General features: G+C 36.8%; 22 protein-coding genes and 1 riboswitch. Of the genes, 15 read left to right on the forward strand and 7 right to left on the reverse strand.

The genetic code is table 11. The annotated features are described in order from the left end of the window. Window positions 1-17 precede the first annotated feature (17 nt). Window positions 18-224, reverse strand: a riboswitch (cobalamin riboswitch). Between the two features lie 122 nt (window positions 225-346). From C9E89_RS04520 to C9E89_RS04570, 11 genes are all read left to right on the forward strand, one after another. Further along, window positions 347-958, forward strand: a complete 612-nt coding sequence (locus C9E89_RS04520; RefSeq protein WP_107008052.1) for a DUF3060 domain-containing protein — start codon at window positions 347-349, stop codon at window positions 956-958. Between the two features lie 131 nt (window positions 959-1,089). Continuing rightward, window positions 1,090-1,740: a phosphoribosylanthranilate isomerase gene (locus tag C9E89_RS04525; protein WP_107008051.1), complete on the forward strand. Its 651-nt coding sequence runs from the start codon at window positions 1,090-1,092 to the stop codon at window positions 1,738-1,740. Further along, window positions 1,724-2,968 (forward strand): tryptophan synthase subunit beta, encoded by a 1,245-nt coding sequence (gene trpB, locus C9E89_RS04530; RefSeq protein ID WP_107008050.1) that lies wholly within the window; start codon window positions 1,724-1,726, stop codon window positions 2,966-2,968. The genes C9E89_RS04525 and trpB overlap by 17 nt, the downstream gene beginning before the upstream one ends. Window positions 2,969-3,114: 146 nt before the next feature. Further along, entirely contained in the window at window positions 3,115-3,636 is a 522-nt protein-coding gene (locus C9E89_RS04535; RefSeq protein WP_107008049.1) for a DUF1543 domain-containing protein, read from the forward strand. 200 nt (window positions 3,637-3,836) lie between these two features. Beyond that, the gene (locus C9E89_RS04540) at window positions 3,837-4,046 is read left to right on the forward strand and encodes a hypothetical protein (RefSeq protein ID WP_107008048.1); all 210 of its coding nucleotides are present in this window, start codon (window positions 3,837-3,839) and stop codon (window positions 4,044-4,046) included. A gap of 290 nt (window positions 4,047-4,336) precedes the next feature. After that, on the forward strand, window positions 4,337-5,980 hold the full coding sequence (locus tag C9E89_RS04545) for a nitrite/sulfite reductase (RefSeq protein WP_107008047.1): 1,644 nt from the start codon (window positions 4,337-4,339) through the stop codon (window positions 5,978-5,980). Further along, entirely contained in the window at window positions 5,973-6,458 is a 486-nt protein-coding gene (locus C9E89_RS04550; RefSeq protein WP_107008046.1) for a DUF934 domain-containing protein, read from the forward strand. The genes C9E89_RS04545 and C9E89_RS04550 overlap by 8 nt, the downstream gene beginning before the upstream one ends. 122 nt (window positions 6,459-6,580) lie before the next feature. Beyond that, on the forward strand, window positions 6,581-7,807 hold the full coding sequence (locus tag C9E89_RS04555) for a hypothetical protein (protein ID WP_107008045.1): 1,227 nt from the start codon (window positions 6,581-6,583) through the stop codon (window positions 7,805-7,807). Between the two features lie 3 nt (window positions 7,808-7,810). Then, complete coding sequence (locus C9E89_RS04560) at window positions 7,811-8,164, forward strand: DMT family transporter (protein ID WP_107008044.1); 354 nt, start codon at window positions 7,811-7,813, stop codon at window positions 8,162-8,164. A gap of 58 nt (window positions 8,165-8,222) precedes the next feature. Then, window positions 8,223-8,948: a hypothetical protein gene (locus C9E89_RS04565; protein ID WP_107008043.1), complete on the forward strand. Its 726-nt coding sequence runs from the start codon at window positions 8,223-8,225 to the stop codon at window positions 8,946-8,948. A 60-nt stretch (window positions 8,949-9,008) separates the two neighbouring features. Next, window positions 9,009-9,329, forward strand: a complete 321-nt coding sequence (locus C9E89_RS04570; RefSeq protein ID WP_107008042.1) for a hypothetical protein — start codon at window positions 9,009-9,011, stop codon at window positions 9,327-9,329. Window positions 9,330-9,766: 437 nt separating this feature from the next. On the opposite strand, the gene C9E89_RS04575 is transcribed toward C9E89_RS04570, so the two are convergent. Further along, on the reverse strand, window positions 9,767-10,942 hold the full coding sequence (locus C9E89_RS04575) for a thiolase family protein (RefSeq protein ID WP_107008041.1): 1,176 nt from the start codon (window positions 10,940-10,942) through the stop codon (window positions 9,767-9,769). Between the two features lie 117 nt (window positions 10,943-11,059). Continuing rightward, window positions 11,060-11,590: a GspH/FimT family protein gene (locus tag C9E89_RS04580; RefSeq protein ID WP_107008086.1), complete on the reverse strand. Its 531-nt coding sequence runs from the start codon at window positions 11,588-11,590 to the stop codon at window positions 11,060-11,062. A gap of 376 nt (window positions 11,591-11,966) precedes the next feature. Here C9E89_RS04580 and omp38 point away from each other — a divergent pair, with 376 nt between their 5' ends. Beyond that, window positions 11,967-12,995 (forward strand): outer membrane protein Omp38, encoded by a 1,029-nt coding sequence (gene omp38 / locus C9E89_RS04585; RefSeq protein ID WP_107008040.1) that lies wholly within the window; start codon window positions 11,967-11,969, stop codon window positions 12,993-12,995. Between the two features lie 132 nt (window positions 12,996-13,127). On the opposite strand, the gene C9E89_RS04590 is transcribed toward omp38, so the two are convergent. The 4 genes from C9E89_RS04590 to C9E89_RS04605 form a co-directional block, all read right to left on the reverse strand. Then, a complete protein-coding gene (locus C9E89_RS04590; RefSeq protein ID WP_107008039.1) occupies window positions 13,128-14,333 on the reverse strand; it encodes an RtcB family protein in 1,206 nt (401 codons plus the stop codon). A 410-nt stretch (window positions 14,334-14,743) separates the two neighbouring features. Beyond that, entirely contained in the window at window positions 14,744-16,207 is a 1,464-nt protein-coding gene (locus C9E89_RS04595) for an amino acid permease (RefSeq protein ID WP_107008038.1), read from the reverse strand. Beyond that, window positions 16,207-17,241, reverse strand: a complete 1,035-nt coding sequence (locus C9E89_RS04600) for a class I SAM-dependent methyltransferase (RefSeq protein WP_107008037.1) — start codon at window positions 17,239-17,241, stop codon at window positions 16,207-16,209. Before C9E89_RS04600 ends, C9E89_RS04595 begins: the two co-directional genes overlap by 1 nt. 71 nt (window positions 17,242-17,312) lie before the next feature. Next, window positions 17,313-18,686, reverse strand: a complete 1,374-nt coding sequence (locus C9E89_RS04605; RefSeq protein WP_107008036.1) for a uracil-xanthine permease family protein — start codon at window positions 18,684-18,686, stop codon at window positions 17,313-17,315. Window positions 18,687-18,859: 173 nt separating this feature from the next. Between C9E89_RS04605 and typA the strand changes: the two genes are divergently transcribed. Continuing rightward, window positions 18,860-20,695 (forward strand): translational GTPase TypA, encoded by a 1,836-nt coding sequence (gene typA / locus C9E89_RS04610; RefSeq protein WP_107008035.1) that lies wholly within the window; start codon window positions 18,860-18,862, stop codon window positions 20,693-20,695. Window positions 20,696-20,872: 177 nt separating this feature from the next. Further along, on the forward strand, window positions 20,873-21,298 hold the full coding sequence (gene mscL / locus C9E89_RS04615) for a large conductance mechanosensitive channel protein MscL (RefSeq protein ID WP_107008034.1): 426 nt from the start codon (window positions 20,873-20,875) through the stop codon (window positions 21,296-21,298). An 84-nt stretch (window positions 21,299-21,382) separates the two neighbouring features. Here mscL and C9E89_RS04620 read toward each other — a convergent pair whose 3' ends face one another. After that, a complete protein-coding gene (locus C9E89_RS04620; protein WP_107008033.1) occupies window positions 21,383-22,645 on the reverse strand; it encodes a hypothetical protein in 1,263 nt (420 codons plus the stop codon). 215 nt (window positions 22,646-22,860) lie between these two features. Between C9E89_RS04620 and C9E89_RS04625 the strand changes: the two genes are divergently transcribed. Next, entirely contained in the window at window positions 22,861-23,484 is a 624-nt protein-coding gene (locus C9E89_RS04625; RefSeq protein ID WP_107008032.1) for a hypothetical protein, read from the forward strand. Window positions 23,485-23,512: the final 28 nt, after the last annotated feature.

Consider the following 23,512-nt stretch of genomic DNA (forward strand, 5'->3'; position numbering starts at 1 on the left):
CTCCCCGTGAATGATTGAGTTAAAGGGCACAACAAGCAGGTATCCGGACTTAAATATAGGGTGGCAGACCCGTATTATTCCACCTTCCCACAATGATCTATTGCAGTGGCGTAAACCTAAGGATTTATAAAGAATAATATTTCATTTTACCGTTGCGGGGGCAGTGTTGGATTTGCACCAACTTCCCTGAGCCTAAGCTATAGACTTGTTGCATTTGCGCGCAGTATAGTTGTGGTGAAAATAACTTACAAGATCAACATAAATACACTACAGCATTACATTTGAAAATTATGAATATATTCAGACTGAGTGAGATTATCAGTATTCACGTGATGGCAGGAAAACGATGAAAGCAGCAATCGTGCATCTTGTTTGGTTGGTGCTGATTTATGCTGTGGCATATTCACAAAGAACAGTTGTGTCTGAACGCCCTCAATCTCCTCCTCTACACAGTACAGCGCCAAAAACTCATACAGAACCATCAAAGCCACATGTTGAGCTTCGGAAACATCCACATTCTACAGAAGCATTATCCTCTGATGTAAATACAAATGAACATCCGCAAGCTGCGGTGACTGCGGTAAATCATTTGCCTACCATAGAGCCAGAATTTCCTCCAGAGCCTGAACAGAAAGTTGAGATTTTACATCTTGAAAATAATATGAGGACTTATGATTGTCAGGGGCAAGCGGTGCGATTATTTGCACCAGATGCTCAACTTCAATTTACAGGATATTGCCCATATTTAGTGATCAGTGGTCCAAATTCAAAAATTCAAGCAGATCGTGTACAGGTGCTCAAAGTCTATGGACCTGATACCGTTGTTTCGGTGAATGCTGTTGATTTTATTGATGTGGTCGCACCGAATTCAACAGTGTATTATGGACGTGAATTGAATAACAGTGCGCGAGTTAAAAGCAAAGTTTCTGGTCCAAACTCAGTTGTACAAAGGCGCTAGTATCAATGTTAAACATAGATTGTTTTTTGTATGGTCATAGTTTTCAGCAAACAGTTGAAAATTGCATTACAATGATTGCGCTAAAATAGAGATAACATCTATTTTATAAAATCGAATTAGAGTCAAAATCTATGCGTACCCGTGCCAAAATCTGCGGAATTACCCGCATTCAGGATATTCAGTCTGCTGTACAGGCAGGCGCAGATGCGATTGGCTTTGTATTTTTTGAACCCAGTCCTCGTTATGTATCTGCTCTGCAAGCGCAGCCATTGGCACAGGCGATCCCACCTTATGTCAATATTGTCGGACTTTTTGTCAATGCAAGCGCAGAAGAAATTGCACAAGTACTGAAACAAGTACCACTTGATATCATTCAATTTCATGGTGATGAAACGCCTGAACAATGCCAGCAGATTGCTCAATTCAATCAACGCCGTTGGTATAAAGCGATTCAAATCAAACCTGACATGGAAAATTCTGAGATTATTGCGACAATTTGGCAATATCAACAGGCAGGCGCAAGTGCTATGCTCCTCGATGCATGGCACCCCGAATTAAAAGGGGGAACAGGACACAGTTTTGACTGGTCACAGTTCCCTAAACTCGATATCCCTTTGATTTTGGCAGGTGGCTTAAACCCTGACAATGTTGAAGATGCAATACACACGACACAGGCGTATGCTGTAGATGTCAGTGGCGGCATCGAAGCCGCAAAAGGTATTAAAGACCAGCAACTCATTGAAAAATTTATGCAAGGAGTCCAACGTGGATCAGCAAAATGATAAGCAAAATAGCCAGGTGATCGACTATACCCAGTTCCCTGATGAACGTGGGCATTTCGGTATTCATGGCGGACGTTTTGTGTCAGAAACGCTGATGGCAGCATTAGAAGATTTAGAAAAACTTTATTTTCGTATGAAAGATGATGCCCAGTTTTTGGCAGAGTTTGATCGTGACTTGGCTTACTATGTCGGTCGCCCAAGCCCTTTATATTATGCTGAACGATGGTCAAAAGAGTTGGGTGGTGCACAAATTTATTTAAAGCGTGAAGACTTAAACCATACGGGTTCTCACAAAGTAAATAACACCATTGGTCAGGCACTGCTTGCTAAACTTTCTGGTAAAAAACGTATTATTGCTGAAACAGGTGCAGGTCAGCATGGTGTTGCAACTGCAACCATCGCAGCACGTTTGGGACTTGAATGTGTCGTGTTTATGGGTGCAGAAGATGTAAAACGTCAAGCGATGAATGTCTATCGTATGCGTTTACTCGGTGCAACCGTTGTTCCTGTAGAAAGTGGTTCAAAAACATTAAAAGATGCCATGAACGAAGCAATGCGTGACTGGGTGACCAATGTTGATTCAACTTATTATGTGATTGGCACAGTGGCAGGTCCACATCCATATCCACAATTGGTACGTGATTTCCAGTCAATTATTGGTCGTGAAGCCCGTAAGCAAATCCAAGAACAAGCAGGGCGTTTACCTGATGCACTTGTGGCTTGTGTGGGTGGTGGTTCAAATGCGATGGGCTTGTTCTATCCATTCTTAAACGATCAAGATGTGAAAATGTACGGTGTTGAAGCCGCAGGTTACGGCATTGAAACAGGCAAGCATTCTGCACCATTAAATGCAGGTCATGTGGGTGTGTTACATGGTAACCGTACTTACCTCATGTCAGATGAGCAAGGTCAAATCATTGAAACACATTCAATCTCTGCGGGTCTGGACTATCCGGGTGTAGGTCCTGAACATAGTTTCCTCAAAGATATGCACCGTGTGGAATATGTGCCAATCAATGACACTGAAGCACTTCAAGGCTTCCGTGATTTAACCCATATTGAAGGGATCATTCCGGCGCTTGAAAGTTCACATGCGATGGCTTATGTCACTAAACTTGCACCGACCATGGACAAAGATCAAATCATCATTGCGACTGTTTCTGGTCGTGGTGATAAAGATTTGATGACTGTTGCGCGTATTGATGGCGTGGAAATGGTTGAGATGTAAAACTCCTTCTAAGCCCTCTCCTTAGGGAGAGGGTTGGGAGAGGGGGAGTTTTAAAGTTTCTCATTTTAATCCCCCCTTGCGGAGCATGCTCCTCACCTTTTTCAAAGGGGGACTTTTTTTTGCAGAAGCTTTCATAGAGATTGAAAATGTCAAATTTATTTATCGTCATGCTCGGTGGTCGTCATGCACGTGCCAATACCGAAGTGCATGATGTAGTACTTGCGGTAGGTCATACGTTGGAAGAAGTATATCCACAACTAAAAAGTGCATGGTTTGGTGAGCAAAAAGGCTTACATATCGACGCTTGGATGAAAGTTTCAGGTCTTGAGTTTGAAAATAAAAAATATCAAATTCAGTGGAGTAATGCGCAGCCCAATGCATCTGAGCAAAAGCTATGGCTGATCAATCTTGGTGGTTACGATGCACATGAATTTGGTGAGTTGCATCGTTATGTTTTGGTGATTGCTCAAGATTCCGCAACTGCAAAAGAAAAAGGTAAACAGTATTTTGCAAGCCATTGGCAAAAACAACATACAGACCGTGTGTTGGATGTTGATGATTGTATTGCGATTGATCATGTGCATGGGCGTTATGTGCAATTGCGTGAAGTGGATATAAATACAGTCCTTCAAGACACGGTTTGGGAAAATACGTATATTACGATTTAGCTTTGTTCATCATGTCACATTTTTGATATTCAGCCTCAAAGCAACCTTAAAATATTAACACCCACTTAAGTTTAAACATTCCACACGAATCCTTGCAAAGTCAACGAATAAAGACTGAATTTACACAACAAATTCTCCGCAATGTTTACAGCATTTATGAATACACTGAAGACTCAAACAAAATGCTTTGGAGTAAAAACATGAGTGGCTTATTCGATGAATTAGGTGAAATTGCAGGTGCTATTGTTGCTGAACAAGCTGTCGATAAACTGGATCCAAATGCAGGTTTTTTAGAAAAGGCGGCAGGAGCATTTGCAGGTTATGAAGCTGCAAAAGTGGCAGAACAGAAATTAGAAAGTCATTCAGATGATGGCGCTCAAGAACAAGCACAAGATGATCAAAGCGAATAATGTGATCTTGAATTTGATCTCAAGTAAATTTTATCAAAAGTAAGTCACCGAAACAAAAAGGAACATTTTGATGATGTTTCTTTTTTGTTATCACAAATATAGATAAGCAATGAAGAAAAATATCAATACTGTAAATAAATTAGTGAAATGTTTTCAAAGCATTGCTGCTTATGTCTTTGCAATATGCTTATCAATAAAACCGCTATGAAATATGTAAAAAAAGCATTTCGCTGATAGATCAAATCTCGCTATATTGTGCATCGTTATAATGAAACTACTAGCTGTACGCCATGTATTTATATACTGATTTCGATCAACAATTGATCAATGAACGTGTTGCACAATTCCGTGATCAAACGGAACGTTATTTAGCGGGTAAACTCACTGAAGATGAGTATCGTCCATTACGTCTACAAAATGGTTTATACGTACAACGCTATGCGCCGATGTTACGTATCGCTGTGCCATACGGTTTGATGAACTCCAACCAATTACGCAAAGTTGCTGAATTGGCTCAGGAATTTGACCGTGGTTATGCACACGTTTCAACTCGTCAGAATATTCAGTTTAACTGGCCTGCATTGGAAAATGTACCTGATATGCTTGCTGAACTTGCGACAGTTCAAATGCATGCGATTCAGACTTCAGGGAACTGTATCCGTAACACCACCACTGACCAATATGCAGGTGTGGTTGCAGGTGAAGTTGCAGATCCACGTCCAACGTGTGAATTGATCCGTCAATGGTCAACATTCCATCCTGAGTTTGCATTCTTGCCACGTAAGTTCAAAATTGCGGTATCGGCTTTGGCTGAGATTGACCGTGCAGCAGTATCTTTCCATGATATTGGCGTGTACTTAACGCGCAACGAAGCTGGCGAATTAGGCTACAAAATTAAAGTAGGCGGTGGTTTAGGACGTACGCCAATCATCGGTTCAATGATCCGTGAATGGTTGCCACGTGAAGATTTAATCGCTTATCTGGAAGCGGTACTTCGTGTATATAACTTACATGGTCGCCGTGACAATAAATATAAAGCACGTATTAAGATTTTGGTTAAAGCATTAACACCTGCGGTATTTGCTGAAAAAGTCGAAGCAGAATTTGCTGAAACCATTAAAACCTTGAAAATTGATGCTGAAACTTTGAAGAAAATGGATGAAGAATTCACACCATTTAACTATCAAAACTATGTAGATGAAGATTTCACAGCACAATTTGCAGAACATCCAAAATTCAAACAATGGTTCAATATCAACACCAATGCCCATAAAGTGACAGGTTATCGTATCGTGACGATTTCACTGAAACGTGCTGGCGTTGCACCGGGTGATATGACTACTGAAGAAATGAATTTGATTGCTGATCTTGCAGACAAATATACTTTTGGTGAATTGCGTACCACACACGAACAAAACATTTCATTGGTCGACGTACCACAAAAAGATTTGTTTGAATTGTGGCAAGTACTTGAAAATAATAACCTTGCTCGTGCACATATTGGCTTCATTACCGATATTATCTGCTGTCCGGGTGGTGATTTCTGTTCATTGGCAAATGCAAAATCGATTCCAATTTCAGAAGCGATTTCACGTCGTTTTGATGACTTAGATACGGTATACAATTTGGGTCATATTGACTTAAATATCTCAGGTTGTATGAATGCCTGTGGTCATCACCATGTCGGTAATATCGGGATTTTGGGTGTAGACAAAAAAGGTGCTGAATTTTACCAAATTACACTTGGCGGAAATGCAGATCATGATGCTTCAATTGGTGACATCTTAGGACCATCATTTGCAGCTGAAGTGGTGCCTGATATTGTTGATGAAATTTTAAATACTTATCTTGACTTGCGTAACGAAGGTGAAGAGTTTATCGAAACTTATCGCCGTGTTGGCATTCAACCATTTAAGGAGCGCGCATATGCTTAATACAGCACTTCAAGTCCTCTCTAAAGATGGCACGATTGCAGACAACACTTACCAAGTGATTGGTGAAGAGGGTGTATTACCACAGGGTGATGTACTTTTAACTGTAGAACAGTTAGATCAGATTGCCAATGTAACAGGTAAAAAAGCCTTGTTCATTACGGTGGATGCGTCGCCTGAAGTGAATCAATTTCCACTTGAGCAACTTGATGCAATTTTTATCGAATTTGCGGGCTTTAATGATGGACGTGGCTATTCATTTGCTGCGTTGTTACGTCGTCAGGGCTATCAGGGTGAATTGCGTGCGACAGGTGATATTTTCAAAGATGTTTTAAACTATTTAAAACGTTCAGGTTTTGACACTTTCGTGATTAAGGAAGGCAAAGATATTGCTGAAGCGGCTGCGGGTTTAAATGACTTTAAAAATCCGTACCAGGCCTCTACAGCAGTGGCTCAGGCCAGTTATCAAACGGGCGCTTGATTTGTTTTGAAAGATTTAAACTACTGATTTGAAAATAAAAACCGAACAATAGTTCGGTTTTTTTATGCTAATATTATAATTTAATGGTGGCAAATTAATAATATTTTAATGGAATTTGAATTATGAATGAGGTAAGTGCTAATCAATTGATTATTGAAACTATAGGGGAAGAGCTTGGACACCTCTCTATTGATCAATTGGTAGTGCTCATTAATAGGTATAAGAACGGAGCTTTAGTAGAAACATTATTAGAAGAATTTGATCTTAATATTAAATCTACAATGCTTGTTAGATCATTTCCCTTAGTTCGAGTAGATAAATGTCCTAATTGTCCAGCTGACTTAGGTTGTCCTATTGCTAGTAAATCATCAAAAGTTTTTTTATCTTCTCATAAAGAAGAATGTTGGAATTGTGGGCATAAGCCTTATGTACTGAATTGTCAGTGTTCAGTATGTATTTCATTGAAAAAACAGCAAGAAATAGAAGCTGAAATTAAGGTTCAAGATAAGTTAAAAATTAAAAAAGAAACTATTAAAAATGAATATGGTTCGGAAAATTATAAAAAAGTTAAAGAAAGCAGTTTAGGATTAAAAGAGAAAATTTTTCTTAGTATTGTAGTGCGAAACTGTTTATCAGAAGATGGAAAATATATTAAGCCAATTAAATATAGTTTGGAGCCTTTGACTCCAAGTCAAGAATTGACAACAATGCTTATCAGACATTTAACGTCAAGAAAAATTCTTATCCCATCGATAGATTCTGATGTGGATTCTTTTGTATTTGATGAGGATTATAATACAAGTAGCTACTATACATATGAGGTCAAGTATTTATTAAATATTGAAACTGAGGATAAGTATAGTTTTTTAATTGAAAGACTACTTTATCCTGATATCGATATTGATGTTTTTTATGAAGATTTTTTAATGGTTTGGAATGAGGTAGCATTGCACGAATGCCTCAGTTATTTATTATTTCAAATGAATGATGTTGGCTATAATTTTTCTATCGGTGAGACAACAAAAACAACATTTGAAAAATTATTAGAAATTTTTTCAGTGGGACAAATTTACAATTTAATTTTTAGGGCTGTTTCAAATAGTACTAGAGCTTATCAGTCTAGAAATTATACAAAAACGCATGCGATGAATATGGTTATAGCTTCTTGTCGTAATCAAGGTGAAAAAGCTATAGCCGAAAAGTGGGACTTAAAACCTTATAGTAGAATTAAACAATTACCTGAGAGTGAATTATCGCGATTGTTATTTACAACCATACTTAAAGTGCCTTATGCAGGTTTTAGCGTAGCACCTACATTAACTAATTTATCAATGTTATTAGAGCAATAAGATGTGATTGATTTACTCGCAAAAATAAACCCAGGGGTAATTTGGTTACTCATTGCCATTGCAACAGACGTTTTATCGACTTTTTATTCGGCAAAGGGCAATGGTTTAGTCAATAAGCTTGACCAAGGTATTGCTTTGATTTTGTATATTATTTCTTTTGCATGTGCTGCTTATGCATTGAAATTTATGCAAGCAGGCATTCTATATGTGTTGTGGTCAGGGATTGGTGTGATTGCGACAGCACTTTTGGCAAAAGCTTTTTTAGGACAAAATATTGATTTGGCGGGTTGGCTGGGCATTGCTTTTATTACGATTGGCTTAACGATTATTGCTCAGTTTTCAAATATTAATGTGTGATATCGCTTTTCATTTATAACTATGCTAAGAATAGAAAAAGCCGATATAAAATTAGAATATGTTAAAATTTTTAAAAAACCTTTTACAGATAAATAAAGCAGATCCTATCGTCATACCTCAGACTAGCGTAAAAAATGATGCCAAATCTGAGATAAAACATGAGCTTGAGGAAGAAATGTCAGAGAATCATGAAGATAATTATTTATATGGTTTTGCTCAGAATAAACTTTCAGATTTTGAAATTAAGCTATATAAGCTAAGATCTTATGATGGTTTTACCAGACAAAGAATGCTTGAGCATCTAAAGCATTGTTTTGATGCGGAACTTTTTCCACATTTGCTTGAACGTTTAAGTGATTATGTTGAAATTAATCGACAATTAGCTGCTCAACATGTGTTGAAATGGAGGGAGCATGCAGAGTTTTCTCAATTATGTATACACCATTTTCTCCTCATTGCGACTTTACAAAATCGGGATCGTACAGAGCCAGAAGCATTTAAGCTTTTATTATCAGAAGTTTCTAAGCAAACACATTTTTTTTCAGAGATATTTAGCAAACAACAAGGCGTGTTGCCACGAACTTTATTAAAATTTATTTTACAATATCAATGGGTTGATAAGGAAAAGCTATTTGAGTTATGTCGTTTGGCAAAAGATCAACAGGTACGTAAATACTGGCTTGATGAGATTATTCAGAATCAAACAGAGGCTGAGCTTTTACAAGAACTAAAACAGAGTAAATTGAAAGATGTGCAATATCAATTATTTGATCATTTATATTAAAATAATGCTTTAGCTTTAGAGGATCTAATCCTATTTTGGAAGAGTAAATTTCCTAGCATGATGGATTATGCGTATTTTGCACTTCGACAAAAAGCTTTTAATTTTGATCAATATTTTATTGAAAATCCTATTAAAAGCTTAACTCGTTCTGATGCAATTATTCAGGCAAAACAATGGATATTACTCAAAGGAGATGATCAGACTTTCTTTGAAATTTTGAAGAAAATAGATTCAAAAGATATTATAAACGCTTATATTTTTAAAGCGCTGAAACAACAATATTTGAATATTGAACAGTGTTTAAAATATTATCAAAACACACAACAAAAGATTGAGTTTTGGTACTTGATAAAACTCAAAAAATCACACAACAGCAAATGACTATTGATGAAATTCAGAAACTTATATATTTAATTGAGTCTGAAATTTTGTTTACACAAAGATTAAGTCTTATTGAACATCATGGTATTTGGGATCAATTGTATTGGCTTGTATTACAAAAACAACATATAAAAAATTCACAGGATCAGGCGTTTTTTTGATCAGTTTATTGAGTGCCATTTACGTGATTTGCATTATGCAATTTATGGTGCGTAATGGACAGCTTCACAAAGACAGGAAATGGCATTGCTTTTGCCAACTTTTGTGCAGTCTTATCCTCAAATTTTTGCTAAACCTGAAGTGGAAAAAATTTTAAAACCTTATCTATGTAATGAAATTTAAAAATATTCAAATAAGATTTCACAAAAAGAAAGCAAGATAAAAAATCCCTGATGAACAGGGATTTTTTATTAAAAGCAGACTGATTTATTCAGAAATTATAAAATCTCGATCGCAACTGCAGTTGCTTCACCACCACCGATACACAGTGCTGCAATACCTTTTTTACCGCCAGTACGTTTTAATGCATGAATCAATGTCAAAATAATACGTGAACCTGTAGAGCCGACGGGATGTCCTAGCGCACAAGCACCACCATTGATATTGACTTTTTCAGCATCTAATTTGAAGTCATCAATTGGGCACATAGTGACCATAGCAAATGCTTCATTGATTTCCCATAAATCAACATCTTGAGCAGTCCAGCCTGCTTTGTCTAAAACTTTTTGAATCGCACCTACAGGCGCAATAGTAAATTCAGACGGATGCTGTGAATTTGAAGCATAAGCAACAATTTTAGCAAGAGGCTGTAAGCCTTTTTCTGCTGCAAGTTCAGCAGAAGCTAAAACTAAAGCTGAAGCACCATCTGAAATTGAGCTGGCATTTGCAGCAGTGATCGTACCATCTTTAGCAAAAGCAGGGCGCAGACTTGGGATTTTTTCAATATTGGCATTGAAAGGTTGTTCATCTTTATCAATGACCACATCGCCTTTACGACCAGAAACAGTGACAGGAACGATTTCGTCAGCGAAATAACCTTCAGTAATGGCTTTTTGCGCACGTTGTAAAGAACGGATTGCAAACTCATCCATTTGCTCACGGGTATAACCACGTGTATTTGCCATGTCTTGTGCAAAAGAACCCATTAGGCGACCTGTTTCAGCATCTTCTAGACCATCAAAGAACATATGATCTTTGACTTCGCCATGACCCATACGAAAACCACCACGTGCTTTTGGTAGTAAGTACGGTGCATTGGTCATAGATTCCATACCGCCCGCAACGATAACATCAGCAGAGCCAGCTTTGATCGCATCAGCAGCTTGCATGACTGCTTTCATGCCAGAACCACAAAGTTTATTGATGGTTACAGCGCCAGTTGAATCAGGAAGACCTGCTTTACGCATCGCTTGACGTGCAGGACCTTGTTTTAAACCTGCTGGAAGTACACAGCCCATAATGACTTCTTGTACATCGTTTGCTTCTAAGCCTGCACGAGCAATGGCTTCTTTAATGGTTACAGCACCTAAATCTGGCGCTGTAACACTTGCTAGACTTCCTTGAAATCCGCCCATTGCGGTACGTGCACCATTGACAATTACGATGTCAGTCATTGTTGTATTCTCCAATTCACTTGTTGTTGATTATTTCCAAAGCCTAAGCAGTATATAAAAAAAAGATATAGAATAAAGAAGAAAGTCTATAGAACTCTAGACGCTAGAGACTAGTTTTTAGCATGTTATGGTTGGAATCTGATTTAAAATTGCCATTTTGCCTAATTTAAAACGTAAATGTTGGTTAGGATTATCTAAACTACAATAATAAAAACTTCCTAAAGCACCTCGATTTAAGCCAGTATCACCCTGAAAAGAAATAATTTTTTGATGGGTAATGTTGCCATTCCACTTTAAACGACCAAATTTTAGATTTGTGGTGGTCTGTTGAAGTAAAAGTTCATTTGTGTCACGTATCTTATTATTATTTCGATCAATAAAAACTAAAATACCCCTATTCCACTGATCATCTTGACAAAATTGTAAGTCTTGAGATGAGCAAATCGCAACATGACTGTGATGTAAAATTGCATTATTTCTTGCAAATTTAATATGTTGGTCAAGTAAAGGAAATATATTGCGTCTTTCTTGGTCACGACGATTTTGAAGGAAGTGTGGAGCGGCTAAAGAGGCGATTATTGCTAAGATACAGATGCAAATAATCAGTTCGAACAAAGTCAAACCTTGTTGTTTACAATATAAATACATGATTAAATCTACTTTTTAATTATTTATGTTTATGAATTTAAATATTTTTCTATTTTTTTACACAGTTAAGAGCAACTTTGTAAAATATGTATTACTATCGTATTGTTTTGCTGTTAAAATATAGAAAGTGAAAAGAGTAAGGTATTCACAAATATAATCGAGTAAAAAATTACCGAATTACAACGGAAATTGTAAGTAATTTTGTCAATAATAAGCTTGATTAAAGTTATCAAGCACTTGGAAAAACTCTCAAGTGTTTGTATGATTCAACGTGAGTAGCTTAAAAATAATACTGGGGTATATAGAAGCTTATCTCAGGAAGCCAAAAAATTTTAGGCTGAGTTTGAACAACAATTGTTATCTCTGGAGGATATCCATGAAATTGAGTCGTATCGCACTTGCTATGCTTGTTGCTGCGCCATTAGCTGCTGCTAACGCTGGTGTAACTGTAACTCCTTTATTAGTCGGTTATACATTCCAAGACACAGAGCACAACAACCGTAACTTAACAAATAGCCATGAATTACAAGATGACTTATTTGTTGGTGCGGCTCTTGGTGTTGAATTAACTCCATGGTTAAGTGCAGAAGTTGAATATAACCAAGTTAAAGGTGATGTAGAGCCAAACGCTGGTGAATACAAACAACAACAAATCAACGGTAACTTATTAGTTACTTCTGATTTAATCACTAAAGACTATGACAGCAAAATCAAACCTTACGTATTAGTAGGTGCTGGTCACTATAAATACGATTTTGATGCGCCTGCATTGAAATATCGTGATGGTGAAGAAGGTACTTTAGGTAATGCTGGTGCGGGTGTATTCTGGCGCTTAAACGATGCTTTGTCTCTTCGTACAGAAGCTCGTGCTACTTATAACATCGATGAAGATTTCTGGAACTATACAGCTCTAGCTGGTCTTAACGTTGTTCTTGGTGGTCACTTGAAACCTGCTGCTCCTGTAGTAGAAATTGCTCCTGTTGAGCCAGTTGCTCCAACTCCAGTTCCACCTGCTCCACAAGAAATCACTGAGCCGCTTAACCTAGAGCTTCGTGTATTCTTTGATACAAACAAATCTAACATCAAGCCGCAATACAAAGGTGAAATCGCTAAAGTAGCAACTGCTTTAAATGAATTCCCGAATGCGACTGCACGTATCGAAGGTCACACAGATAACACTGGTCCACGTAAGTTGAACGAACGTTTATCTTTAGCTCGTGCTAACTCTGTTAAATCTGCTCTTGTAAGCGAATTCAACATTGATGCATCTCGTTTGTCTACTCAAGGTTTCGCTTGGGATCAACCGATTGCTGACAACAAAACTAAAGAAGGTCGTGCTATGAACCGTCGCGTATTCGCTGCGATCACTGGTAGCCGTACTGTTCTTGCTCAACCAGCTCAATAATATTGAGTAACTGAGTGATAAAAAAACGACTCTTCGGAGTCGTTTTTTATTGCATAGATTAAAGTAAAATTTAAAACCCCAATAAATCAGCATTTATTGGGGTTTTTTAGAGCTAAAAATACCTGTTTTAACTTAGCCTTTGATACACATCACTTGTTTTAAGGTATGTACAACTTCAATTAAATCTGTTTGGTTTGCCATAACTTCATCAATATCTTTATAGGCACTTGGAATTTCATCAACCACGCCTTTATCTTTACGGCATTCGATTCCTTCAGTTTGTGCAATTAAATCTTGTTGATTAAACAAATTCTTGGCTTTACTTCGGCTCATTTTTCGTCCTGCACCATGAGAGCAAGAGCAGAAAGAATCAGGATTACCTTTACCTTTAACAATAAAAGATTTTGCTCCCATTGAGCCAGGAATAATGCCATATTCATCTATACCTGCACGAATTGCACCTTTACGTGTTACAAAAACTTCCTCACCAAAATGTACTTCTTTCTGTACATAATTATGATGGCAGTTAATCGCTTCTTTAGTCATTTGAAAGCTTGGTAAAAGAGGGCGAATTGCTTCTAAAATGAGTCGCATCATTTCACGTCGGTTTTCATAAGCATATTCTTGTGCCCATTCTACAGCTTCAAAATAGTCATCAAAACTATTTGAACCTTCAGCAAAATAAGATAAGTCTTTATCAGGTACATGCCCAAAACGACTTTGTGCTTCTTTCTTAGCACGTTCAATAAAGTATGTGCCAATGACATTACCCAGTCCTCGACTACCTGAATGTAACATCACCCAAACATCATCATTTTCGTCTAAACAGAGTTCAATAAAATGATTACCACCACCTAAAGTGCCAATCTGTTTTTGCCATGTTGAATCAAAATGACGCAACATACGTTTTAAAGCAGGATGCTTGTCTGTAATCAGTTTTAAGCGTTTTTCTAAAGGTGTTAATGTGGATGCTTTGGCTTTGATTTGCTTATGCATTTCAAAACCAACAGGAACTTTACGTTCAATTGCATTGCGTAACGCACTTAAATTATCAGGCAATTGAGCTGCTTTTAAGCTTAAGCGCATCGCATTCATACCACAGCCTATATCGACACCTACTGCTGCAGGGATAATCGCATTTTTAGTTGGAATAACACTGCCAACAGTTGCACCTTTGCCTACATGAACATCTGGCATGACAGCAATATGAGAGTGAATAAATTGCAATTGTGCCATTTTGCGCAATTGAGTCATGCTTTCTTCATCAATATCTGTGGTATAAATTTTTACAGGAACGCCATAATCTGCTCTAGCGTTCAAAATTTTTTGTATGCCCATTTTAATTTCTCTAAGCAATTTTATCATTTGTCCGAATATTCTAAACACTTGATTTTTCAAGCATAAAAAAACCTAGCGAATGCTAGGTTTAGAATCTTGGCATTCGGACACTTTTTGGCAACAAGTGTCCGTGAGCGACATCTTGCTGTATTAGTTTGTTGTATTTTCCAATGTCAGCATGATGATGTCCTCCTATAAAATCTTTTGGAAAAAGATGAATCGAATTTTGCGCCATTTTAGAACTTAAATTAAATCTGTCAAGAATATTTTATTTAATATTTTTTTGTTGATGATAACTTAATGTTTTTATTTGATTTTAAAATAATAATGAATACAACATTTTATATTGTAAATAAATATAATGACAAAAAAACCTCATTAAAAAATGAGGTTCTTATGTTTAATTTAAATTATTCTTTATCTAAATCAAATGGTTTTACGTCCATTTCTTGATAAGAAATCAACTTAGTTTTGTGCTTCCATTTATAACCTAACCAAATAACCAAAAATAATGGAATACTGATATAAGTCGATAAAACTGATCCCCATTCTCCTGCTAAAAAGGCTTGATAGTTTTGCCCTAAAACCACAATAGTACAAAGAATGAAGGCAAACCACGGTGCAAATGGGAAAAATTTTGCTGTATAGGCTAACTCTTTTAATTGATAGCCTTGTGCTAAATAACCTTTACGAAAGCGATAATGCGAAATTGCGATACCTAACCAGACAATGAAACCACACATTCCAGACATGTTAAGTAGCCAAGTAAAAACTTGATTTTCACCAATAAATGTAGTTAAAAAACAAAAAGCTGCAATGAAAGTTGTCGCATAAAGAGCATTCATTGGTACGCCACGCATATCTAATTGAGCAAACCATTTTGGTGCGCGACCTTGGCGAGCCATATCAAATAACATTCGTGTTGATGAATACATCCCTGAATTACCAGCGGACATAATTGCTGTTAAAATCACAGCGTTCATCAAACCTGCGGCAAACGCTAAACCTGCTTTTTCATATAAAAGTGTGAAGGGTGAAAGGGTAATATTACCGTCACCTTCAGCAGCAAGTGCTAAGTTTGGATCCGTATAAGCAACTAATGTTCCAATAATGAAAATACATAAAATATAGAACAATAAGATACGCCAAAAGATTTGTTTAATGGCAACTGGAATTGTTTTTTTCGGATCTTTGGACTCTCCAGCCGCAACACCGACCATTTCAGTCCCTTGGAATGAAAACCCTGCAATCATGGCAACACCAACTAGTGCTTGGAATCCTCCAACAAATGGTGCTTCGCCTATTGTCCAATTTTTAGTAATTGACTGTGTTGGGTCTAACATGATTTTACCAATCATAAATAAACCAATCACAATGAAAAATACAATCGCAATGACTTTAACTAGAGAGAATAAAAACTCGCTTTCACCAAAACCTTTTACTGTTAAGGCATTGATAAAAAAGATAATGGCAAGAAAGAGTGCACTCCACCAAACCCCGGGGATTTCGGGAAACCAAAATTTCATAATGAATTGGACAGCAACCAATTCAAATGCAACCGTAATCGCCCAGTTGTACCAATAGTTCCAGCCTAGTGCAAAGCCGAAACCTTCTTCGACATATTTACTGCCATAAGTAAAAAAAGCACCTGATGTTGGATTATGGGTTGCAAGCTCGCCTAAGCTGGTCATGAGGAAATAGATCATCACTCCGATCAACGCGTAGGCAAGTAATGCTCCTCCGGGACCAGCAGTTGCAATCGTTTGACCTGATGCAAGAAATAAACCTGTACCAATAGAACCGCCAATAGCGATCATATTTAAGTGTCGAGCGCTGAGCTTACGCTGAAGTTGAGGATGATCTTTTCCGCTCATTATTCTTCCTTAAGATTTTTTTTAGTGTTGGCAAATAACACTTTAAAACCTTGTTGATCTGCTTTGGTTGTACATTGACCAAAACTTTGTTCAATAAGTAATGGGTAATTTAGAAAGCGATTTGCCACAATCCATAATTCACCACCTGATTTTAAATGTCGTTTTGAACTTTTGCACAGGTTTTCGCTGGCATTGTAATCAGTCTGAATACCTTGGTGAAATGGTGGATTACTCACGATAGCATGTAAAAAGAGTGGAGCATCATCAATGCCAGTCACTGCTTTAATTTCAAGCTGTTCTAAAGGTAATTGGTTTTTTTCAAAAGTCATTTGCGTAGAGGCTAAAGCAAAAGCATCAGCATCTAGTGCAAAAATACGATTTTTAGGGTTGATTTTAGATAGGTATGCACTGATTACGCCAGAACCGCAACCGAAGTCTGCAATTTTCCCAGAAGTCGCTTTTGACAAATGCGGCAATAAAACAGCAGTCCCAACATCTAAGCGATTTTGGCTAAAAACACCTGGGAGTGCACAAATGGTGAGCTCTCCAGCAGGCGTGGCAACTTGATAGGTTTGCGCCCATGCTTCAAGTGTTTTTGCAACAACAGTTTTATCTGTGGTGAGTTGCCACATTTGACAATGCCGAGCACTGTCTAATTTAATCGCTTGACCATAAGGTTGTAACTGTTTGGCTGCACGTTCAACGCCTCCTTTTTTTTCACCAACTAAAAAAATTGATGAAGCAATTGGAAGACGGCTGACAACCTGGTGTAAAACGTAATTCAGTAATTCTTTAGATTTTGGAACAAAAATCACTGCCTGATCAAAACCAGATTCGGGCAGATCTGTACCAAAATGTACTTCTGTATTTTGCTTTAGAAAATATTGAAACTCATTAAAGTTCCATGTCCAAAACGTTGCTTGGATATCAGCAGCTAAATGCGAATGTAAGTCATCCGTTGGTGCATTGATGAACAATACACGTCCAGAGAGATAGTCATGTTGTCGAATAACAACTTCACTTCTAGGCTCCATATTCACCACCCATTTTAAAAATTAGAACAATAATGCCCAGACAAAACTGGGCATTATAATGAATTACGGCATTACTTTTTAGTTTCAGGAAGAACAATATTTAAAATTAATGCTGCAATACCACCTGTTGCAACGCCTGAACTAAAAATATTACGTGGTAATTCAGGAAGATGTTCCAAAATTTGAGGAACTTGTGCTACCCCTAAACCAAGTGCTAAAGAAATTGCAATGATCAGTAATGCACGACGATCAAGGATTACACCTGACAAAATATTGATACCTGAAGCTGCAACTGCACCAAACATCACCATGACAGCACCACCAAGAACCGCTTGTGGTACAGCTTGGATTACACCAGCAACAGCAGGGAATAGCCCTAGAATGACCAACATGATGGCAATCCAAATCCCGACATAACGACTTGCAACACCAGTTAATTGGATAACACCATTATTTTGTGCAAAAACAGAACTTGGGAATGTATTGAAAATACCAGCAAGGAATGAATTTGCTCCATTTACCAATACACCACCTTTAATGCGTTGCATCCAAACAGGACCATCAACAGGTTGATTTGATATCTTAGATGTCGCAGTCACATCACCAATTGCTTCTAATGAAGTGACCAGATAAATAAATGCCATTGGAATAAATAAACTCCAAGAGAAGCTAATACCAAAATGCATTGGGGTTGGCACTTGAATTAAAGGCGCATCTTTTAAACCTGAAAAGTTTAAATAACCCATATAACCTGCTAAAGCATAACCAATGACTAAAGCAATTAAGATCGCTGAACTTTTGATCCAAACAATTTTAAAGCGATTTAATAAAATAATAATCGCTAAAACGGTACATGACATGATGAGATTATCTGTACTAGCAAAGGTTTTACTTTCCATCGCTTGATAACCACCACCCATACTAATTAAGCCTTCTTTGATTAAAGTTAGACCAATAAGTAGTACAACAATACCTGTGACCAAAGGCGTAATGAGTTTTTTGACCCAAGGTAAAATACGTGAAACACCCATTTCAATAAATGAGCCAGCAATGACTACACCGAAAATAGATGCCATCACTGCTTCCACAGGTGTGCCAGCAGCAACCATAGCAGAACCAATCCCAATAATAGGACCGATAAAGTTAAAGCTAGTTCCTTGAACGATCAGTAAACCTGCGCCAAAAGGACCTACTTTTTTGCATTGTAAGAAGGTTGCAATTCCTGAAATTACCAAAGACATAGATAAAATCATATTGGTGTCATGTGCAGAAACACCTAAAGCTAAGCAAATCAGTAGACCCGGCGTTACGATAGGAACAATAATCGCAAGTAAATGTTGCAGAGCTGCAAAAAATGCAATGAGTGGTTTTGGACGATCATTGAGTCCATAAACAAGGTCAATTTGCCCTTGTCGTTGTTCGTTGGGAGTATTTAAATCAGACATGGTCACAGCAGGAGAGACAGCAAGATGGCGCTATTCTAATCGGTTTACACACTATTACAAAATAAAAAGCGATTGTTGTAAAAAAAACTTGTAACTGTCAATGAACTGTCACTACTAAAATTTATATTTTTTCTGTATAATTTGCCCTCAAACTTTAGGCGTATCGAATTTACATGTCAGATATTAAAACTCTCCGCAACATTGCGATCATTGCGCACGTTGACCATGGTAAAACAACTCTAGTAGATAAACTTTTACAACAATCAGGTGCCCTCGGTGACCGAGCGGGCGAGATTGAGCGTGTCATGGATTCAGGCGCTATCGAAAGTGAACGTGGTATTACTATTCTTGCAAAAAACACTGCAATCAAATGGTTAGATAAACGTACAGATACTGAATATCGTATTAACATCGTCGACACACCGGGACACGCGGACTTCGGTGGTGAAGTTGAACGTGTAATGTCGATGGTTGACTGTGTATTACTTCTTGTTGACTCACAAGAAGGTCCAATGCCACAAACTCGTTTCGTAACGCAAAAAGCGTTCGCAAGTGGTTTAAAACCAATTGTCATTATTAACAAAGTAGATAAGCCAAGTGCACGTCCAGATTGGGTAATCGATCAAGTATTCGACTTGTTTGATAATCTTGGTGGTACTGATGAACAATTAGATTTCCCAGTTGTTTATGCATCAGGTCTTCGTGGTGTGGCTGGTCCATCTCCAGAAGAACTTGCTGAAGATATGACACCATTGTTCCAAACCATCGTTGATATCGTTGAACCACCAGCAGTTGATGTTGATGGTCCATTCCAAATGCAAATCTCATCACTTGATTACAACAGCTTCATGGGTGTAATTGGTGTAGGTCGTATTCAACGTGGTTCAGTGAAAACCAATACCCCTGTAACTGTAGTCGATAAAGACGGCAAAACACGTAACGGTCGTATCTTAAAAATCATGGGTTACCACGGTTTAGATCGTGTTGATGTTGATTCAGCACAAGCGGGTGATATTGTATGTATTACTGGTTTAGATGCCTTAAACATTTCTGACACGATTTGTGATCCAAAAAATGTTGAAGCTTTAGCACCGTTATCTGTAGATGAACCTACAGTTTCGATGACTTTCCAAGTGAACAACTCTCCGTTTGCTGGTAAAGAAGGTAAATTTGTTACTTCACGTAACATTCGTGAACGTTTAGACCGTGAGTTAATTCACAACGTTGCATTACGTGTTGAAGATACTGACAGTCCAGATAAATTCAAAGTTTCAGGTCGTGGTGAATTACATCTTTCAGTATTGATTGAAAACATGCGCCGTGAAGGCTTCGAGATGGGTGTTTCTCGTCCTCAAGTGATCATGAAAGAAATTGATGGCGAAACTCAAGAACCATATGAGAACGTAACTTTTGATGTTGATGAACAACATCAGGGTTCAGTTATGGAGCAAATGGGTAACCGTAAAGGTGAGTTGACAAATATGGAAGTAGACGGCAAAGGTCGTATCCGTATTGAAGCAACTGTTCCATCACGTGGTTTGATTGGTTTCCGTTCTGAATTCTTAACCATTACTTCTGGTACTGGTATCATGACTTCAAGCTTCTCGCATTATGGTCCTGCTAAAGCTGGTCAAGTTGCGAAACGTCAAAACGGTGTGTTGATCTCTATGGTTAACGGTACTTGTTTGGCATTTGCTTTATTCACATTACAAGACCGTGGTCGTCTATTTGCTGAGCCACAGTTAGAAGTGTATGAGGGCATGATCGTGGGTATGAACTCACGTTCAGACGACATGACTGTAAACCCAACTAAAGCAAAACAGTTAACCAACATGCGTGCTTCTGGTACAGATGAAGCATTAACGTTAACACCTGCAATCAAATTCACGCTTGAACAAGCTTTAGAATTTATTGAAGATGACGAATTAGTTGAAGTTACACCTAAATCAGTTCGTATTCGTAAGAAATGGTTAACTGAAAATGATCGTAAACGTAATCGTGCAAAATAATTTGTAATCGAATTATGTAAGTTCAGAGACCGCGATGTTGTTTACAACATCGCGGTTTTTTATACAAAAAATAATTTGGTTTTTTAAGAAAACCAAGTAAATTAAGCGGAAATGTACATAGAAAAATAATGTATACTTTGTCACAAAAATAGGGTATTCCTGAGCAGGAGTTGTAATATGAGTATTGTCCAAGAATTTAAAGAGTTTGCTGTTAAAGGCAATATGATGGATATGGCGATCGGTGTGATCATCGGTGGTGCATTTGGTAAAATTATTGATTCATTAGTTAAAGATATTATTATGCCTTTAATTACTGTAATCACTGGTGGTGGAGTTGATTTTACACAGAAGTTTTTTGTGTTAGGTGATAATCCAAATAATTTACAATCTTTAGATGAGTTAACTAAAGCGGGTATTAACGTTTTAACTTATGGTAATTTTATTACAATATTTTTAAACTTCCTGATCTTGGCTTGGGTTGTTTTTTTATTGGTTAAATTTTTAAATCGTATCCGTAAACCTGTTGAAGAAGCGCCTGCTGCAACACCAGAAGATATTGAATTATTACGTGAAATTCGTGATGAATTGAAAAAACGTCAATAAGAGAAGTTGAGTGGGAAACGACTTTATTAAAAAGCCGTTTCCTGTTATACAATTTTATGACACATATGTTGAATATCTAAAACATTATTTTATTTCTAAAAATATATTATTTTCTTGTGAGAATATTTCATAATGACCATCTGGGCTGATGATGGGTTGATGGATATTTCTCTTACATCTCATTTTAGAATGTTCACCTGAGTGCATTATAATTTCTATAGAGATTTTATATTGACCCAATGGAATATTTGCTAAGGAAAGCCCCGCATAACCTTTTGTACAAAAGTAAGATTTATCATAATTTACAAAGGCATCAGCATAATAATCTTTTGTTATAGATGGGCAATTACCTTTCGCTAAGTGTATTTTGATGTTTTGATGTGTGGATTCTAAATATAAAATATAATCTAAGTCAGAATAATGCGCACATGCAATTCCTCTTAAAAAGAATATTCCTTCAATATGAAATTTTGATGCATGATCAAATTCAAGTTTTTTAATCTCAAAAATAGGTTCTTTGGTGATTTTAGCTTTCTTATTTAAATCATCCCCAAGCGTTATACTATTGAGAAAAGCGGGTGTCATATTAAATGCTAAACAATTAATAATACTTAAAATAAGAGGGGCATTAAAAAAAGTCACATCTGGGTGGGTACGAACTAAGGGTGATTTGGCTTCAATATAATTGAAATTACTATATTTATTAAAAATGCCAATGAATGGTTTAATCTGATCTGCATGTAAATAATCTGATTCTGATGAAATTAGAAAAATATTTTTATCATAATTTTGGTCACTTAATAATTCATTTAAAATTTTATGATCAAATGTCTTTAAATTGGCATCATTGACGACACCATTACACATAAACTTAGCACATGGTTTAACAAGATCTTGGGGAGCAAGTCCCCCCACAAAAGAGCCTGCTAAAAGTGTGGGCGCTGACATCACAATATTTTTAATATTATTTTTTATTCCATAATATAAAGCACTGGCTCCACCTTTAGAGCATCCCAGAAAAGTACAATGGTTTTTATCTATACCTAAAAAAGCTTGAACTTCTTGGATAAATAGGTTGACTGCATTTTCTAAACTATTATTTCCTAAAGGGTTTAGGTAGTAAGTAGCACAGTTGTTATGAAAAAAATCATCTTTAATCCATAAAATTGCGGCTCGACAAGATTTTTTTAAAGCATTTTGGAAATCATAGTTAAAATCAGTGGTAGATCCAAAACCACTTAATACAATGATCAAGTGATTTGTATCATAAGATCGTGGTTTTAAAATATACTTAAATTCATAACCTGAAAAATAAATTTTTTCTTCTTTGCCTGAACTGATGAACATAGAGTGAGACATTCTATAAATTTTTTGATCATAGCAAAATTTATATCAAAGATGTATTGTTAACTAAGATATTAAAACCAAAGAATAAATTGACTATTTTTATCTTCGTTCAATAGTTTTATTGAGTTGTGGATTACAATAATTGCCATGAAAAGTCCCAATATTACTTAAATTCTGTGTACCATAAAATTTGCAGTTATTTTTAGGGAAAAAAGATGCAAAGAAAACTGATTTTAAGTGTAATGATCTTAAGTTTATTTGCATGTAGCAAACCTGAAAAAAATACAGTTGATCCTGAACTTGAGAAAATTCAACTACCTGAGCAAATTGAAAATACTAAAACGATGAGTCAAGGACTCACTTTTGATGATATTCCCAATGAGAAAACGGTATATGAAACGATAGAAGCAAATAATATTGATGAAAATGAAGTTTTAATGAATATATTGCAAACACAATTATTAAAAGACCAATTTGAATTATTTGAAAAGGAAAGTGGCAACGCATGGTCAGAAAATGATTGTCATCTGAATAAAATTATTCAAGTAAAAGGTCAAGGATTACGAACATATACCGCTAAAAGTAAGATTGGAATAGGAGATAAGAACAATATCTTCCCTGATTTTACTTTATTAGTCTTTGATTTTGATCATGAGCAACAGGCAATTCAGCATTTTGCAACCTTAGCATCAGCCGTGAGTTCAAATGGTTTTTGTAATGGCAAGGCACCTGAAAAAATTGTTAGACATCAAAATGAAATTTTTTATTTTACGACACGTGCTGAAATGTTTAGAACCTATATTAATCGTTATGCAGACTTTATTGAGCAGCAAAAATAAAAGAGTGCATCGTTGTATGAGGAATGGA

The organism is Acinetobacter sichuanensis, assembly GCF_003024515.2.
In the GTDB taxonomy this organism is placed as follows: Bacteria; Pseudomonadota; Gammaproteobacteria; order Pseudomonadales; family Moraxellaceae; genus Acinetobacter; species Acinetobacter sichuanensis.